The organism is Synechococcus sp. MIT S9503, from assembly GCF_047304175.1.
Taxonomy (GTDB): domain Bacteria; phylum Cyanobacteriota; class Cyanobacteriia; order PCC-6307; family Cyanobiaceae; genus Synechococcus_C.
The window spans coordinates 1,619,592-1,635,873 of sequence record NZ_CP138955.1 but is presented as its reverse complement, the minus strand read 5'-3'; the positions used below and the strand labels follow the sequence as shown (position 1 = coordinate 1,635,873).

The window sequence follows — 16,282 nt, the reverse complement described above, 5'->3', positions numbered from 1 at the left end:
CGCCCAAGAAATCTCCGCTCTTCAAGACAAAAAGTATGACAATAATAAAATTCAGAATTTACGCCAAGATGATTTCAACCGGCAATATGAATCGAATCGGCGCTTGTCCAAGGAGACTATAACATCAGGAGAACTATGGTCTACATTAAGCCCGTTTTCCATATTCAGGTTTTTAAGGTATACATTGAGTGATGTTGTTTGAATTTATAAATGTTTTGCGATGCCTAATAACCCTATGAGTTGATTTAATAGTTTGATGATATTTTTGTGGATTATTGATTGATGTCTTTATCTTTTGAATAATCTGTGTTTTTGCCTTCAGAACGATTATCGGGAAGCCTTAGCCTTGTGCACCTACACATGTTTTGGCGGAATCTGCATTGAGTGCAGATCAGCAGGGTACATGTAAATCTCTTTCTTCATAGGATTTCATGAAGTTCTATAGTACAGAGAGTTGGATTTTGCGGCCATCAGCGACCTTTCTCCCAAGCGCATCCCCGCGCGCATCCTCAAAAGGGGTTTCATCAGCGAATTTCTTGACATGGCAAGAACTGTGCAGCCCCCAGGTTTCGCACCTCAGGATATCGATGACATGGATAAACTTGATTATATGGATGTCGTCTCAAAGCTTAGAAAAGCAAAATAGGCTTTGCTGCAATAGTATTCTTAATTACAAGCCAAGTTTTTCATTTTAGCCGATTTTTTCACCGAAAAAGTTGTTTAATCAGTAGTCTTTGCCCGTCTTTTATTGAAGCATGCTGCTTGACAGGTGTGTCTTAAGTTCGCATAAAAGGCATTAACTCTCAACTAATCTGTGTTTGACTTTGGAATAAAATTGTCACTATACGGTCTGTTGGCTCATTAAACGTTTCTCATTCTTTTTGTCTGATCTTTTTATTCAGTAAACACATTTGTTACCGACATAAAAGTTGCATTTTCCCATACACTCTCTAGGCTCAGCTATATGTCTTGACTCTTATGCACTTTGCAGCTGCTACTAATGAAAGTACTGATGTGATTTGGAGTAAAATTGTTCATGCCGTAAATGGAAGTTTGTCATCAGTAATCTGCCCAAATTCCTCAAGTTTTATCACTACTAAAGATGGTCTTGAATGTCTCGTTCGCAATGCAAAGGGTGATCTTCTCGCCAGCTGCTATTCGGAAGATGATCGTATGGGTGGTCGCCGCTGGACGATTAATTTGATTGATGGTTTTTCTTCCGATTAGCATTCATTCACGTTATCGAAGTTAAGGGCTGCGATTTTCTCACGGATCGGAAAGCGATTGTGAGGTTATTCATCATTATTTGTTGTTAAAGCTCATTGATGTTGATTATATGTAATTCTCAAATTAATAGCTTTATTAAACGTGTAATTAGACTCTCTCTTGTGGACTTGCCCTGCAATTTGTCATCGCATTAAAGTTGATAGCGGTCAATGTGAAGGTTTATTTGTATTTCTGCGTGAGCTTTCGTGGATAATTTAATTTATGCATCATGTCGCAAATGCGTCAGCTGTTCTTGGCTTTTGGTGATTTTCTTTTGACAAGATTTGAAAGATGGACCAATGTATGCCTATCAATTGGCTTTGTATGAGTTTACTGAAATGCAAATTGCTAGCTTTTATTTTATTACTTTTGCTATCTTTTTCGTTTACGCCTCGAGTTGAAGCTCTTGAGCTTCAGTTGAGTCAGCTGGATCTGGTTAAATGTGATACTGCTGACCCCGCTTCCAAGCAGCCAAAGGGTTACCGTTCTGGATGCTATATCCTTGACGGCCAAATCAATAATCCTGCTAAAAGCTCCATTAAAGATGTAGATGTTTTCGCTTTCATCTACGACGCATCCGGTGAAGAGGTTTTACCCAATAGACCAAGAATAGGGTCGATTAATAATGTACCTGTTGGAGTTAGCGAATTCTCAGTACGCGTTCCAATACCCTCTTTTGCTATACCTCCATTCACGATTAAAAAGGCCAAAGCAAAAGTTGCTATTCCGGTGCCGACAATCTCTAAGGATCCTTCTGAAGACGATATATTGCCGTTGGAACGTGAGATTGATATCGAAAGCTAAACCAATAAGCTAGGCTATATAAATGATTTATCCATGATTTTTTGATTCTATCGGTGAATTCAAGAATGATTGATTATTTTCAAGCAAATGTTTTCTTGCTAATTCATTTGTGTTGCTAGTTTGTGTGCCAATCCGCAGTGGCGTATGCTGAATTCACCTTAAGCCTGCCGATAAAGCTTTCCTTTTGCATTTTTTTTGAAAGTCAATGTGTTTGAGGGATCAAATAAAGACGTTTTCAGTTTGAATCTTCTTGATTTTTTGTTGAATCATGATTTTTGCTCGATTCTTTTATCTGTTGCTTTATCTCTAGTGATCAGCTTTGTTTAAATTGCTCATTTCGTTTTTGTCTGCCTCATTAATTTTTACTCAAATGTCAGTATTAGATGATTCATCGATCGAGTTATGATCTTGAAAGTTCCTTTTTGTGCTCAAAGCCTCTTCCTCATCTTTTTGACTGTGCCAATAACCTGACGTGTTTCTTGGTGTTGCTCTTTTGTTACTGAGCCCTAAATTCGATAACTTTCATTTTTTTGAATTTTATGCGATTATGTCTAGGTCTTTGAGATTCTTTATGACTTTCTTGATGCACTGGACTTTTAAGACCGGATATCATGAGATTGCGGCAAAGAAATTTTTATCCACAGGGGCTCCTTTCCCAACCTGTAAATCATGGAAGCGTTTCCATGGTCCAGGCTCAGTTGAAGGCTGGATCCTGGTTGAGGCAGACAGCGCCAATGCCTGTTATGAACATGCAGCTGAATGGGCGGAATGTCTCGATTGGGAAGTCACCCCTGTTTTGACCGATGATCAGGCAGGTCCATTGATTGCCAAGGCTTACAGCTGACAAAATCAGCGACCAGTCACACCGCTTTCCTCAATTAATGAGGAACAGTGTTTGTATGCGCTTAGTTGAAGCATCTTTTGGCCTGTATGTAGCATCAATGCTTCATCCGCTCGATTGATGATTCGCGTTGCTGTTAAATTTGTCTTGCTCGAGGCGATGCCTTGTCTCACAATTCAAATGCGACTTGGATAATCGCTGCTCATTCAGATTTTCTGACATGAGTAAGATGCAGGTGGGCACCGGCATCAGGATTGGGGAGTTGTCGGGCTGACAGCTCCTTGATCCACAATCCACAAATTTAATTTGCTTACAATATTCAATTCAAATGAATTCATATACTTTTATTGTTTTAGTTTGTCTGTAATTTAATTTTGTTTGACCTCAAATTAAGGTCGTGGAAGATTCTTGGGGTTAATGACAAAGCATTTGATATCACGCATGATCGATTTTGGGGAAACGAATAAATGTTCTGAGATTGTCTGATAAGTCCACCCCTGTTGCCTAAGCGCCATAGCAATTCTTACACGCTTACTCCGCCATCCTTGGCTTGGACCTAACCGGCGAGAGATTTGATTAGAAGAAGCCACTTTGCTGACACACGTATCATTCTGACGATTATCAACTTTCTCGGGTCGGGTTGATGTCAGTAATGATTGGCGCAAAGGTAGTGAATGCCTTTAGCGATGTGATCTGATGATGGCGACCGAAGACTTTGTTGGAAAATTGCTAACTCTTGATCGTTGTCATCCCATTGACACTTGCAGAAAGTTAGTCAATAAGGCATAACAACTTCTGCTTTATTGGGTGCTTATTTTTAATCCCGTAATTTTTGTTGCCAATGATTAGCTTGACTTCAGCATTCGTCTGCATACCGCTGGGTCTATGGACTGATCTTTTTGCTTAAGACAGCTAGCTGCTCACTCTTTGAGCAAAATTCATTTGCCGAAATTAATTTCTGCGCAAATATCAAGGAAGACAACGCTTTTTTGTTGATTTTTTCTTGCTGTTTATTTCACGTTGCAAATGACCGTGTCTCTGCACATTGATAGAATAATTCATATTTGTGAATGCTTTTTGACGTGTTTTCTCTGTTGCAGCCTGGTTTTCACTACTTACTCCACAACGCGTCTTTCACCAAGCAAATTTCACTTTTTGGAAAGCTCCTGCCGAGGCCCGGCCAGACTTGAACCCGCTGGCGACAAACGTTACAATGTGAGGTTAAAAAAGAAATTTTGCAGCGTCTCATAAAATTTCAGCTTGAAAACTATTGTTAACGGATGATTAGAGCAAATTGAATGGTTATTAGGTTGTGAATGCCTTTCATTTTCCCAATGCAATCGTATGGAAATTCATCAGTCACATATGACTGGTGGGCGGGAAATTCTGGAGTAGCGAAGCGCTCCGGCTCTTTCATCGCTGCGCATGCTGCACATGCCGGTCTCATCATGTTCTGGGCCGGAGCATTCACTCTTTTTGAACTCGCTCGATACGACGGCTCCCTACCAATGGGTGAACAGGGCCTGATCCTCATCCCTCACCTTGCCGGTTTAGGTATGGGCGTTGGTGATGGTGGGGTCATTGTTGACCAGCAGCCACTGATCGTTGTTGCTGCGACTCACCTTGTTTCATCAGCGGTGTTAGGCGCCGCGGGTATTTGGCATACGCTTCGTTGCCCAAAGGATCTGGCAGAGACCACAGGCCGTGCCAAAAAGTTTGATTTCACCTGGGACGACCCTAAAAAGCTGACCTTTATTCTTGGTCACCACCTGATTTTCCTTGGCCTAGGAGTCATCGCATTCGTTGAATGGGCTCGTGTTCATGGAATTTATGATGCTTCGCTTGGAGCGGTCCGCACTGTTGAACCAAACATCGATCTGGGAATGGTCTGGGGTTATCAAACCAACTTCCTGACCATTAGCAGTCTTGAAGATGTGATGGGTGGCCATGCTGTTCTGGCATTCATCCTCACCATCGGTGGTGTTTGGCATATCATTAGTTCCCCTTTTGGTCCATTCAAAAAGGTTCTTATTTACAACGGTGAGGCGATTCTTTCTTACTCACTCGCAGGCATCGCACTTATGGGTTTTGTCACCAGCATCTGGTGTGCACAGAACACAACTATCTACCCGGTTGAACTCTACGGTGCTCCTCTAAAGTTGAACTTCGCGTTCTCTCCCTACTTCACTGACACTTCAGTTCTTCCCGGTGACGCTCACACTGCAAGGGCTTGGCTTGCAAACACTCACTTCTACCTCGCATTCTTCTTCCTCCAGGGGCATCTCTGGCATGCACTCAGAGGTATGGGATTCAACTTCAAGAGCGTTGTTAATGCTTTTGAATCTATGGATAAAGCCAAGATCAACTGATCTTTCTTTCTCTTCTAAATAATATCTCAGAGCCCCTGGTAAAGGGGCTTTTTTATTGCATATCGTTTGATCATCATTTGCCTGATATTTAGTTTTTAATCCAAAAGATTCTCTTCTTGTTTGCATGTTTTCTTAAAGCATCATTTGTAAAGTAATAATCAATGTTCTGGTAGCAGTTGACCAGACGGACTCTGTTCAACAGCGTGACGTGGGTCTTGCAGTTATTCTTGATGATTTTTGTGTTCTGCCGATGAGTCCTGACCGCCTTATGCATTAGTAACGACAACAAACTGTTGATGATTTTATATTGTGCTAGATGTCCACAGTTTTCAGTGTTTGAGTTGATTTTAGTCAAATATTAGGTTGTATCTTCCCTGAATATTCGCTCAGTGCCTTGTGCTCTCTGCTATCGCTCGCCTTGATCTTCAGGCATGCTGCTCAGTAACTTCCCCTGCTTATGCTTATCTCTCATCATGCGGCCTTGCGAAGTCTGCTGACCGTCACGATCAGAAGCTCATTCCGCAACTTCTGAAATACCCACCACACGATTTAGCAATCGCAATTATCCAGCTTACTTGAGTTTGATTTTCACTTTAGTGGCTTCCATTTTATACAACCACTTGTCAGTTGTGCTTGGTGGCGCGTACGACACTCTCCCAAAATAATTGAAACGCCGCAACATATGGCTGAATCAACGATCCTTTGGATTGATCTGCAGCCAACTTTGCATTGTCTCAACAAGCGCGTTGCTCAGTTGTTGAGTCGCTCTTTTTTGGTTCAGCGTTGGTCCTTTCAGCATGATCTGGATGAGTCATGCACAGTGGACACGGTTCATAAGCTGCTCAAGACGTCTCTAGAGGAGGTTTCTGAGCCGGTTCACCTCATTGGCCATGGCATCAGTGGGACCGTTGCCTGTCTTTTTGCAGAAAAGTACCCCAGGCTGGTAAAATCTCTTACAATGCTCTCAGTCGACACTCTCTCGGCGAATCACTGGTCTTCTCATTACCTAAAAATGCGGAGCCAACAGTCATGTTCGAGGACAGCCATCCTGACCTATCTCTCTTCTCTGCTCTTCCCTCGTTCCAATCAACGTGCCAACGAAATTTTCCCGTGTTTGTTGGCAAAATGTTTAGACACTGAGTTTCTGCAAGGCTCTATTTTTAATCAAGCAAAGATAGACAATTTAAGAGCTCCAGATATGCCCACTTTGGTTCTTAATGGTAACAGTGATATTCTCCTTGATAGTAATTGCCACGAACGCTGGTTCAAAACGCTAAAATCGGGGGATCGATATCTTCGTATGCAAAAAGGTCGTCACTTCTTTCAATTCAATCAAGCTCAACAGGTTGCACATTCGATATCTTCGTTTATTCAAATGGTTCCCGGGCTATGGTTTGATCAAGAGATTAACATTAATGATTTTACATTTTTCGCGAGAGGTTAAGTATGGCTGATGTTTATGACGCTGATGTCATTATTATTGGGGGAGGTCCTGCAGGATGCGCCTGCGCTCTTTATACGTCCCGTTCAGCATTAAAAACTTATATTTTAGACAAAAATCCTGCGGTAGGTGCATTGGCAATTACTCATAAAATTGCCAATTATCCTGGTGTCCCTGCAGATACATCCGGCGCCGATTTACTGAAAACAATGCGGGAGCAGGCCATAAGTTATGGCGCTCATTACGAGCAAGTACAAGTTTACGGTATTGATTTGTCCGGTCCTGAAAAGACCGTCTATACCCCCGAGGGTACTTTCAAAGGGAAAACTCTTGTGCTTGCCACTGGTGCAATGGGTCGCACTTCGACTCTCCCCGGTGAAGATCAGTTTCTTGGCAGAGGTGTCAGTTACTGCGCTACTTGTGATGGTGCTTTTTATAAGAATCAGCAAGTAGCTGTTTATGGCTCTAATCAAGAAGCAATTGATGAGGCTCTTGTTTTAACAAAATTTGCCTCAACAGTTCATTGGATTACTAATAGTAAGCCCAATACAAGCTGTACTGGATTATCTCAACTTGAATCTGCTCCCAATGTCAATCATTGGAAGCGAACAAGGTTAACATCTGTTGACGGAGATGATTCTGGAGTTACTGCTGTCAAGTTGCAAGAATCTGGCAGCAAGGAAGAGACTCAATTAGATGTCAATGGTGTTTTTGTTTATTCAACAGGTAGTCTGCCGATTACCGACTATCTGCATGGACAGATTCCATTGACAGAAGAAGGCGGAGTTCTGGTCAATGACGATATGATGACTTCTTTAGATGGTGTATGGGCGATTGGAGATATCCGTAATACTCCTTTCAAGCAGGCAGTGGTTGCTTGTTCTGATGGTTGTATTGCTGCGATGTCCATCGATAAATTCCTGAATCAGCGCAAAGAAATCAGAGTCGATTGGGTTCATCGCTAGTCCCTTCGTCTTTTTTTCCAAGCGCCTTGCGGCGCTTTTTTTGTATCACGTTTGCATTAAAAAGAGCGCCCTAAGGCGCTCTTTGATGACTTTGATCTCAGTTGATGATCAAGCTTCAGAATTGATTTGCTCAACCCAGGCGCTCAGTCGCTGGTCAGTCAGTTCTGACTCGTTATCTTCATCGATAGGAAGTCCACAGAACTTTCCGTCGATCACACTCTTCGATTCATCAAAGGTGTAGCCCTCGGGTGAAACCTTGCCGATCAGTTTTGCTCCTGACTGCTGGAAGGCTGAATAAAGCTCTTCCATGGCATCACAGAAGTAATCGCCATAGCCGGAGGAATCGCCAAGTCCCAGGATCGCAACAGGCTTACCTGCAAAATCCTGGTTGGGGATTTCAGTGATCAGATCATCCCAGGCAGTGCCTGAACGTGCCTCATCAGCGCCGGTGTTCCAGGTAGGAATGCAGCAGACGAGTGCTTCTGCAGAGACCAATTCATCAACACCGCTGATGCTGTCAACGTCCTTGGCATCGGTCCCCAGGAGTTCCTTCAGACGATCAGCTATATCTTCCGTCTTGCCAGTTGATGTTGCGAAGAAAATCGTGAAAGCCATAGGAATTGGATAACTGAATCATCATCCTTGCTCTGAGCCGAGAGTGATCCAGCTTTTGACGCGCTGCTTGGTCTCATACGGCACGCGTGTGATTAATTATGCTACAAGCTTATGACATTTTGTGTTGAGGTGGCTGATTTTTGCGCGTTGCTGGTCACATCTGCAGCGGCATCTCTTTTGGCGTTGTCATTTCTCGGAATTCAGAGAGCGCCTGGTCAAACCCTGCTGCCCTTACTCGTGACAGCCAGTGCTTTCGTTTGAGTGAATCGGATTCGATGTAGTCGATAAATGATTCCAGTGTTTTATTGCCTGCTAATGCCATGGCCATTCATTTCGTTGAGCTGATAATACTTCTTGTGGAATTTTCTTCTTGTCTCTGATTTACGCCACTCGGTATCGATTGTTTTGAATCTGCAGGTGCTTTGGATTTTTTCGTACGCTTCTTCTCGTCATTATTGTGTGCTTTTCTTTGAGTGTATTGGATCTCTTGTCTGTTGGTTGAATATTCCTCTCGTGGTCGCTCGTGCTGTACTTTAGTTTCCCGTACTGTTGTGCAAAATTCCTTGTGTGGATGATCTGATTCGCTGGCGTTATTAATCGCTTTGCTTCTTCTTGTAGTGGTGTTCATGTCAGCCCTGTTGGCTTTCTGGGTTAATGCTTATTGATGATTGAGCCCTCTGCTGTGGTTGTTCGCATGTTTAGTTGTTGATGTGTTCAATTCTTAGTATATATCCGGGTTGTTGAATGTATTCTGTGTTTCTTTGCTTTTTTTGAGCTGTCCTGTAGATTAATCTGATTTTTTTGTCTGTTAATGCCTTTTGCTTTCCAGTCTGTCTCGCTTTGTTTTCTGCTGACTATTCGTGGTCATTATTCTGCTCAAGTGTTTTGGTCGTTCAGCCATTCTGCGGCCATGTCAAGAGCTTGAAGTCTGTCGTCAATGAGATGCTCGATGCCAAATTGTGCAAGTCTTTGTTTTACCTTGCCGCTGGCGCCTGTGATAAGAACAGTTCTTTTCTGGTGTTTGGCTTCCTCGACCATTCTTTCGATTGCCAGGCTTGCTGTAACACCTAGGTGAGGCACATCGGTGATGTCGAGAAGCAGGATTCTGTACTGTTTCACCAGCAACATTCTCTCACTGATGCCTTTCGCGGCTCCGAAGCTGAGTGGTCCTTGCATTCGGAAAAGAATCAGATCGTCGCCGCAACGTTTCAGCAGGTTTTGCTCTCTAGGTGAGAGATGTGCTGTCCCAGTGTCCATGTTGCCGAGCTGATGGTTAGTCAGCGATTCGATGGTGAGGAGATTGGCAACGAACATCCCCACCAGAACGGCCCCGATCAGATCCCAGAACACCGTCATCAATAAAACTCCCCACATCACCAAGGCAGTTTTTATTGACAACCGGTGTGCCCTAAGCAGGAATCCCCAGTCGATGATGTCGAGTCCAACTTTGATCAGAATTCCTGCCAGCAGTGCTGTGGGGATTCCCTCAGCAAGTGGTCCAGCCCCCAGTAACAACACCAGCAACACGATCGAATGAGTCATCCCTGATAAGGGCGTTCGGCCGCCTGAGCGAATATTGATCACCGTGCGCATCGTTGCTCCAGCACCTGGCAGCCCGCTGAAAAATCCTGAGATTGTGTTGGCGATGCCCTGACCGATCAGTTCTCTGTCCGATCGATGTCGGTTCTGACTGATGTTGTCGGCAACCAGTGATGTGAGCAGTGAATCAATCGATCCCAGCACTGCAAGAACCAGACCTGCTCTGATTAACAGCGGTAGTTGTTCAGACCAGTTCGGAACGCTCAGGCTCAGTCCCCCTTCAGGGATTGAGCCGATTCGCGGCAGATTCTCAGGAAAAACCCAGAGTGCGATCGGCGTGATCAGCAGCAGGCTCAGCAAAGGCGATGGGATGACTTTGCTGACGCCTCTGGGTGTGGCAAAGACCACTAGAAGCGTGGCGATACCGACCAACACCGCCGCAGGATTGGGGGTGAAATTCGAGATGACCATCTTCAGCGAAGACATCACTCCTCCCTGACTGTTGATCCCCAGAAGTGGTCCCATCTGGAGGCAGAGGATGATGACTCCGATCCCCGACATGAACCCGGAGACCACCGAGTAGGGAACCAGGGTGATGTAGCGACCCAGGCGGAACACTCCCATCAGGATCTGAAGCAGCCCTCCCAGAACCACGGCAGCCATCACCATGGAGAGCATGGCTCCCTGGTTGAGGTCACGACTGATCCCCACAACCGCGAGACTGCTGACCACTCCTGCAACCGTGACGCTCATCGGCCCTGTTGGACCGCTGACCTGTGCAGGGGTTCCTCCAAACAGAGATGCCAGAAAGCCGGTGATGATCGCTCCGTAGAGACCGTAGATAGCGCCTCCAGGGCCCAGGGCTGCGTTGCCAAAAGCGAGGGCGAGTGGCAGTGCCACCACTGCTGCCGTCACTCCTCCGGTCAGGTCTCCTCGCCACTGTCGCCAATCGACGCCATGAATCAGGGGTTGCCTGCTCGCGGTCATGACTTCAGGGGTTCCGACTCATCCCCGACCAGATCCGCAGATCCTCCAGGGACTGAACTCCCTCTCGTCGTTCGCCACTTGGAAGGATCCAGGTGGGGTAGGCGCGGATTTCCTCTCGTCTGCAGGCAGCTGCCTGGATCGGCAGCTGCTTGGGTTTTCCACATTCCACATAAGGAAGGCGAACGGCAGCCTCGCCAAAGAGGCGTCCCTGGTATTGGCAGGCAGGACACCGCCATGAGCCGTAGTAAAGAACCTTCGTTCGACTCAGGTGATCAGCTAAGGCCCCGGGATCGGTTCCCGCTCTGGCGGTTCTGGTGTCTGCAAGTACAACGCTGGTGCTTGTCAGCACACCAAGCAGAAGAAATTTCAACATGCGCGAAATGTAAGTGTGTTCCGACGTACGGGCATCCGGCCCCCGAGCTCGGTGCCGAACCCCGGACGGAACTGGGACACTGAGGTCAACCGGAGCTCCCTGAGCTCAGCGATCACCATGGCCGGCAGTGGATACCGCGACTACTTCAAGGTGTTAGGGGTTGAGCGCAGTGCCGATGCCGATTCGATCAAAAGGGCTTTTCGCAAGCTGGCCCGTCAATACCATCCAGATGTGAATCCCGGTGACAAGAGCGCCGAGGCGAAATTCAAGGAGGTGAGCGAAGCCTATGAGGTGCTCTCCGACCCGGATAAACGTCGCCGATATGAGCAGTTCGGGCAGTACTGGAATCAAGCCGGAGCCGCAGCTGGTAGTCCGGGTACCGGTGGATTTGATGTTGATTTTGGTCGGTACGGCAATTTCGACGATTTCATCAATGATCTTCTCGGACGCTTTGGTGGCCCTGGCGGTGGCGGTTTTGGAGGGGCACCGGGTGGTTTCGCAGGAGGAGGATTTCCAGGGGGAGGCTTCCCGGGAGGAGGCTTCGCGGGTGGCGGTTTCCCTCGCTCTGCATCCAGGGCTCCCCTGAATCTCGATGCAGAAGCAAGCGTGAAAGTGACTTTCGCCGAGGCCTTCAGAGGTGCCGAGCGGACACTTTCTGTAAATGATGAGCGTGTGCAGGTCAGGATCCCCGCAGGTGTCAAATCTGGTTCAAGGCTCCGGCTGAAAGGCAAGGGAAATCTTCAGCCGGGTACGGGGCGTCGTGGTGACCTGTATCTGAATCTCGATGTGCAGGCTCACCCGGTTTGGCGCCTCGAGGGTGACCAGTTGCGTGGAGAGCTGCCGGTGTCCATTGATGAACTTGCTCTCGGTGGAATGGTGAAGGTGATGACGCCCGATGGAGAGGCCGAAGTGTCGATTCCCGCAGGAACGGCTCCGGGCAGAAGTCTGCGTCTGAAAGGAAAGGGCTGGCCAATGAAATCAGGTCGTGGAGACCTGCTGCTCAATCTCAGCGTTCACTGGCCTGGCAAGTGGTCGGATGAGCAACGCAGGCTGCTGGAACAGCTGCGTGATGCCAGAACGGAAGATCCGCGCCATGACTGGCTACAGAGCGCCCGCCTCTAAGTAGGTTTCAGCGGTCGACGCTTACGATCTCCTCCTTCGATTCAGGCCTGCTGATGGACCTCGCCTACCGCCCGCGCCGCCTGCGCCGGTCTCCGGCACTGCGCGCCATGGTTCGTGAAACAAGCCTCTCTCCTGCGGACTTCATTTATCCGTTGTTTGTGCATGAAGGTGCAGGGGTCGAGCCGATCGGGGCCATGCCTGGTGCCAGCCGCTGGAGCCTTGATCAGCTCACAGGAGAGGTGAAGCGAGCCTGGGATCTCGGCATCCGATGTGTGGTGCTGTTCCCCAAAGTGGCCGAAGGCCTCAAAACAGAAGACGGTGCCGAGTGTTTCAACGAGAACGGTCTGATCCCGCGCGCGATCCGTCAGTTGAAGCAGGAGATCCCTGAAATGGTGATCATGACGGATGTCGCCCTTGATCCTTACTCCTGTGATGGACATGACGGCATCGTCAATGAACAGGGCGTCGTTCTGAATGACGAGACCATTGAGCAGCTGTGCAAACAGGCCGTGATGCAGGCTCGCGCCGGTGCCGATCTCATCGGTCCCAGCGACATGATGGACGGGCGGGTCGGTGCCATTCGTGAGGCGCTTGATGACGAGGGCTTCGTACATGTCGGCGTGATCAGCTACACCGCCAAATATTCATCGGCCTACTACGGCCCCTTCCGAGAAGCGCTTGATTCAGCACCTCGCACTGCCGGCAGCAAGCCGATTCCCAGAAACAAAGACACCTATCAGATGGATCCTGCCAATGCCAGGGAGGCCATCACCGAGGCTCAGCTCGATGAACAGGAAGGAGCCGACATCATGATGGTGAAGCCAGGTCTCGCCTATCTCGACATCATCCACCGGCTGCGCCAGGAGTCGGAGCTGCCCATCGCCGCTTACAACGTCAGTGGTGAGTATTCGATGGTGAAAGCTGCGGCGGAGAGGGGATGGATCGATGAGCGTTCTGTGGTTCTCGAAACGCTGCTCAGTTTCAAAAGGGCTGGAGCAGACCTGATCCTCACCTATCACGCCTGCGATGCTGCTGAATGGCTCAAGCAGGGATGAGGCTGTTGATCCGCGATTGAGACTCAGCCCGGGTCGTTGATCGAATTCAGCATTCGGCCATCGATCCGAGGCCGGCACCTTCAGAATGGTTTCGCACGTTGAGAGCCCGAATGTCTGCGGTGCAGCGCCTTGGTCATGTCGCCATCCGCGTTAGTGATATGGATCGTGCCGTCCGTTTTTACACCGCTCTCGGGATGAGGATGGTCTGGGAGGCCGATGACTGGTGTTATCTCGAGGCCGGTGACTCCCGTGACGGCCTGGCATTGCTCGGTCCCAAATACAAAGCTGCAGGTCCTCATTTTGCGTTTCATTTCCGCGATCGTGCTGAGGTTGATGTGGTGCACGACCGTTTGAAGGCCTCAGGGGTCGCGGTGGGTGGAGTTCATGACCACCGAGATGGCACGGCGTCCTTCTACTTGCGTGACCCAGAGGGCAACTGGCTCGAGATGCTCTACGAGCCGCCGGGGGGGATCCCCACCAATCAGCCTGGAGCCGCTCGGTCCGAGTGATGTCCGCTCTTGAGGAAACCCTGGAGCTGCTCGAGTGGCCGCGCCTCTGTGAACATCTCTCCAGCTTTGCCAGCACACTGCAGGGCCGGAGACACTGTTGTCTCGGCTCACTCCCGGATTCACTGCATGAAAGCCTGGTTCTTCAGGCCAGAACGCAGGAGATGGCCAGTCTGGATGGCCTCCTCGATGGGGGCCTGAGCTTCCAGGGTATCGGTGATCTAGAGATGATTCTGCTGCGTTGCAGCAAAGGGGGTGTCGCCTCCGGCGAGGAACTGCTCACGGTCGCCGACACCCTGGGAGCGGCCCGTCGTCTGAGACGCCAGATCGATGATCCTGAGCTGAGGCCGGTTTGCACAGCTCTGCTGGTGGATGTGGCCACCTTGCCCGAGCTGGAACAGCGGCTCAAATTCGCCATTGAGGAGGGTGGTCGCATTGCCGATCGCGCCAGTGCGGTGTTGGAGGGACTGCGTCGTCAATGGCAAGAACTGCGTTCACGCCGTCGCGACAAACTGCAGGATGTGATCCGGCGTTGGTCAGCACACCTCCAGGACACGGTGATCGCTGAGCGGCATGGTCGACCTGTCCTGGCCGTGAAGGCGGGAGCCGGGGCCCAGTGCTCCGGCATGGTTCATGACAGTTCCGCCTCCGGCAGCACAGTTTTTGTCGAGCCCAAGTCGGTCATCGATCTGGGCAACCGGCTGGCGGATCTCGACGGCAGGATCCGTGAGCAGGAGCAGCGTGTTCTCGCTGAGCTCAGCGCAGCTGTTGCTGATCAGGTCGACGCCCTGCTCGCGTTGATGGCGGTGCTTTTAGAGCTGGATCTGGCTTTGACCCGAGGTCGCTACGGGCAGTGGCTCGGTGCTGTTCCCCCACGGCTTGAGGGCTCCGCTGAGTCATCATTCACTCTTGAGAATCTCCGTCATCCGCTGCTGGTCTGGCAGGAGCGGAAAGATCAAGGCCCATCCGTGGTTCCGGTCAGTGTTGATGTGTCTCCTGATCTGCGGGTTGTCGCGATCACAGGTCCCAACACGGGCGGTAAAACTGTCACGCTCAAAAGTCTTGGCCTGGCAGCACTGATGGCGCGTGCAGGTCTCTGGCTTCCCTGCAGTGGTCATCCAACCCTGCCCTGGTGCGCTCAGGTTCTCGCTGATATCGGCGATGAGCAGTCGCTGCAGCAGAGCCTGTCCACATTCAGCGGCCATGTGAAGCGCATCGGGCGCATTCTTGATGCCATCGGCTCAGGTCCTGCCCCGGCGCTTGTGCTTCTGGATGAAGTGGGAGCGGGAACCGATCCCAGCGAAGGCAGCGCTCTGGCAACGGCTCTGCTGCGCACGCTGGCGGACCGGGCCAGGCTCACTGTGGCCACCACCCACTTCGGTGAGCTCAAGGCCCTGAAATACAGCGACCCTCGTTTCGAGAACGCTTCGGTCGCCTTTGACAGCGAGTCTCTCTCTCCCACTTATCACCTGCTCTGGGGAATTCCCGGGCGAAGCAATGCGCTCTCCATCGCCACCAGGCTCGGCCTCGATCAAGGGGTGATCGCCCAGGCGCGCAGCCTGCTTTCCCCCCGCGGGGATGGTGAGGCCAACACGGTCATCCGAGGTCTTGAGGAACAGCGTCAGCGGCAGCAGGCTGCTGCCGAGGATGCGGCAGCTTTGCTTGCGCGTACAGAACTTCTGCACGAAGAGCTGCTGAAGCGATGGGAAACACAGAAGCAGCACTCCGCAGAACGGCAGGAGCGCGGCAGGCAGCGACTCGAGAGCTCCATCCGCTCAGGTCAGAAGGAAGTGCGACAGCTGATTCGCCGGCTTCGCGATGATCAGGCTGATGGTGAAACGGCACGGCAGGCAGGTCAGCGTCTGCGCAAACTGGAGGACCGTCACCGTCCTGAACCGGAGACACGCCAGCATCTGGGCTGGCGGCCTCAGGTGGGTGATCGCATCCGCCTTCTGGCACTCGGCAAAGCTGCCGAGGTGCTGGCTGTTTCGGGCGATGGATTGCAACTGAACGTGCGCTGCGGACTGATGCGCAGCACCGTTGAGCTCTCAGGTGTGGAGAGTCTTGACGGCCGCAAGCCTGCGCCTCCGGCACCCGTTGTTCAGGTCAAGGCGCGTCGAGGCAGTGGCGGTGCCCAGGTGCGGACCTCACGCAACACGATCGATGTGCGCGGTATGCGTGTGCACGAAGCCGAAGCCGCTGTTGATGACGTCCTGCGTGGAGCCAACGGTCCTGTCTGGGTGATCCACGGCATCGGCACCGGTCGCCTGAAACGCGGTTTGCGCGACTGGCTGGCTTCACTGCCCTACGTTGAGCGCGTTGTCGATGCCGAGCAGGGAGATGGTGGCCCCGGCTGCAGCGTCATCTGGGTTCACTGAACTGATCGGTTGTCAGTTCAA

15 protein-coding genes are annotated in these 16,282 nt (G+C 49.9%); 10 read left to right on the top strand and 5 right to left on the bottom strand.

Annotation, left to right across the window (positions count from 1 at the left end):
- Nucleotides 1-969 precede the first annotated feature (969 nt).
- The 6 genes from SIB56_RS09330 (at nt 970) to SIB56_RS09305 (ending at nt 7,686) form a co-directional block, all read left to right on the top strand.
- Nucleotides 970-1,227: a hypothetical protein gene (locus SIB56_RS09330; protein ID WP_413323679.1), complete on the top strand. Its 258-nt coding sequence runs from the start codon at nt 970-972 to the stop codon at nt 1,225-1,227.
- A gap of 456 nt (nt 1,228-1,683) precedes the next feature.
- Nucleotides 1,684-2,070 (top strand): hypothetical protein, encoded by a 387-nt coding sequence (locus SIB56_RS09325; protein WP_413323678.1) that lies wholly within the window; start codon nt 1,684-1,686, stop codon nt 2,068-2,070.
- 571 nt (nt 2,071-2,641) lie between these two features.
- Nucleotides 2,642-2,914 (top strand): DUF3303 domain-containing protein, encoded by a 273-nt coding sequence (locus SIB56_RS09320; RefSeq protein ID WP_413327274.1) that lies wholly within the window; start codon nt 2,642-2,644, stop codon nt 2,912-2,914.
- A 1,331-nt stretch (nt 2,915-4,245) separates the two neighbouring features.
- A complete protein-coding gene (locus SIB56_RS09315) occupies nt 4,246-5,280 on the top strand; it encodes a chlorophyll a/b binding light-harvesting protein (protein WP_413327272.1) in 1,035 nt (344 codons plus the stop codon).
- Nucleotides 5,281-5,962: 682 nt separating this feature from the next.
- Entirely contained in the window at nt 5,963-6,724 is a 762-nt protein-coding gene (locus SIB56_RS09310) for an alpha/beta fold hydrolase (RefSeq protein WP_413323677.1), read from the top strand.
- A gap of 2 nt (nt 6,725-6,726) precedes the next feature.
- Complete coding sequence (locus SIB56_RS09305) at nt 6,727-7,686, top strand: NAD(P)/FAD-dependent oxidoreductase (RefSeq protein ID WP_413323676.1); 960 nt, start codon at nt 6,727-6,729, stop codon at nt 7,684-7,686.
- 108 nt (nt 7,687-7,794) lie between these two features.
- On the opposite strand, the gene fldA is transcribed toward SIB56_RS09305, so the two are convergent.
- The 5 genes from fldA to SIB56_RS09280 all read right to left on the bottom strand — a co-directional run bounded on the left by fldA (nt 7,795) and on the right by SIB56_RS09280 (nt 11,200).
- Nucleotides 7,795-8,301: a flavodoxin FldA gene (fldA, locus tag SIB56_RS09300; protein ID WP_413323675.1), complete on the bottom strand. Its 507-nt coding sequence runs from the start codon at nt 8,299-8,301 to the stop codon at nt 7,795-7,797.
- 154 nt (nt 8,302-8,455) lie between these two features.
- On the bottom strand, nt 8,456-8,629 hold the full coding sequence (locus SIB56_RS09295; protein ID WP_413323674.1) for a hypothetical protein: 174 nt from the start codon (nt 8,627-8,629) through the stop codon (nt 8,456-8,458).
- Complete coding sequence (locus SIB56_RS09290; RefSeq protein ID WP_413323673.1) at nt 8,630-8,929, bottom strand: hypothetical protein; 300 nt, start codon at nt 8,927-8,929, stop codon at nt 8,630-8,632.
- A 248-nt stretch (nt 8,930-9,177) separates the two neighbouring features.
- Nucleotides 9,178-10,827, bottom strand: coding sequence for a SulP family inorganic anion transporter (locus tag SIB56_RS09285; RefSeq protein WP_413323672.1), 1,650 nt, complete (start codon nt 10,825-10,827; stop codon nt 9,178-9,180).
- 4 nt (nt 10,828-10,831) lie between these two features.
- The gene (locus SIB56_RS09280) at nt 10,832-11,200 is read right to left on the bottom strand and encodes a hypothetical protein (RefSeq protein WP_413323671.1); all 369 of its coding nucleotides are present in this window, start codon (nt 11,198-11,200) and stop codon (nt 10,832-10,834) included.
- Between the two features lie 117 nt (nt 11,201-11,317).
- Here SIB56_RS09280 and SIB56_RS09275 point away from each other — a divergent pair, with 117 nt between their 5' ends.
- The 4 genes from SIB56_RS09275 (at nt 11,318) to SIB56_RS09260 (ending at nt 16,261) form a co-directional block, all read left to right on the top strand.
- The gene (locus tag SIB56_RS09275; RefSeq protein WP_413327269.1) at nt 11,318-12,322 is read left to right on the top strand and encodes a DnaJ C-terminal domain-containing protein; all 1,005 of its coding nucleotides are present in this window, start codon (nt 11,318-11,320) and stop codon (nt 12,320-12,322) included.
- Nucleotides 12,323-12,375: 53 nt separating this feature from the next.
- Nucleotides 12,376-13,377 (top strand): porphobilinogen synthase, encoded by a 1,002-nt coding sequence (gene hemB, locus SIB56_RS09270; protein ID WP_413323670.1) that lies wholly within the window; start codon nt 12,376-12,378, stop codon nt 13,375-13,377.
- A 110-nt stretch (nt 13,378-13,487) separates the two neighbouring features.
- Nucleotides 13,488-13,886: a VOC family protein gene (locus SIB56_RS09265; RefSeq protein WP_413323669.1), complete on the top strand. Its 399-nt coding sequence runs from the start codon at nt 13,488-13,490 to the stop codon at nt 13,884-13,886.
- Nucleotides 13,886-16,261, top strand: coding sequence for an endonuclease MutS2 (locus SIB56_RS09260; protein WP_413323668.1), 2,376 nt, complete (start codon nt 13,886-13,888; stop codon nt 16,259-16,261). Before SIB56_RS09265 ends, SIB56_RS09260 begins: the two co-directional genes overlap by 1 nt.
- Nucleotides 16,262-16,282: the final 21 nt, after the last annotated feature.

Bases quoted from the DNA above. Each gene is read 5' to 3' on its own strand.
- SIB56_RS09320 (WP_413327274.1), top strand. From the start codon at position 2,642: ATGACTTTCTTGATGCACTGGACTTTTAAGACCGGATATCATGAGATT.
- SIB56_RS09315 (WP_413327272.1), top strand. From the start codon at position 4,246: ATGCAATCGTATGGAAATTCATCAGTCACATATGACTGGTGGGCGGGA.
- SIB56_RS09310 (WP_413323677.1), top strand. From the start codon at position 5,963: ATGGCTGAATCAACGATCCTTTGGATTGATCTGCAGCCAACTTTGCAT.
- SIB56_RS09305 (WP_413323676.1), top strand. From the start codon at position 6,727: ATGGCTGATGTTTATGACGCTGATGTCATTATTATTGGGGGAGGTCCT.
- fldA (WP_413323675.1), bottom strand. From the start codon at position 8,301: ATGGCTTTCACGATTTTCTTCGCAACATCAACTGGCAAGACGGAAGAT.
- SIB56_RS09295 (WP_413323674.1), bottom strand. From the start codon at position 8,629: ATGGCCATGGCATTAGCAGGCAATAAAACACTGGAATCATTTATCGAC.
- SIB56_RS09290 (WP_413323673.1), bottom strand. From the start codon at position 8,929: ATGAACACCACTACAAGAAGAAGCAAAGCGATTAATAACGCCAGCGAA.
- SIB56_RS09285 (WP_413323672.1), bottom strand. From the start codon at position 10,827: ATGACCGCGAGCAGGCAACCCCTGATTCATGGCGTCGATTGGCGACAG.
- SIB56_RS09280 (WP_413323671.1), bottom strand. From the start codon at position 11,200: ATGTTGAAATTTCTTCTGCTTGGTGTGCTGACAAGCACCAGCGTTGTA.
- SIB56_RS09275 (WP_413327269.1), top strand. From the start codon at position 11,318: ATGGCCGGCAGTGGATACCGCGACTACTTCAAGGTGTTAGGGGTTGAG.
- hemB (WP_413323670.1), top strand. From the start codon at position 12,376: ATGGACCTCGCCTACCGCCCGCGCCGCCTGCGCCGGTCTCCGGCACTG.
- SIB56_RS09265 (WP_413323669.1), top strand. From the start codon at position 13,488: ATGTCTGCGGTGCAGCGCCTTGGTCATGTCGCCATCCGCGTTAGTGAT.
- SIB56_RS09260 (WP_413323668.1), top strand. From the start codon at position 13,886: ATGTCCGCTCTTGAGGAAACCCTGGAGCTGCTCGAGTGGCCGCGCCTC.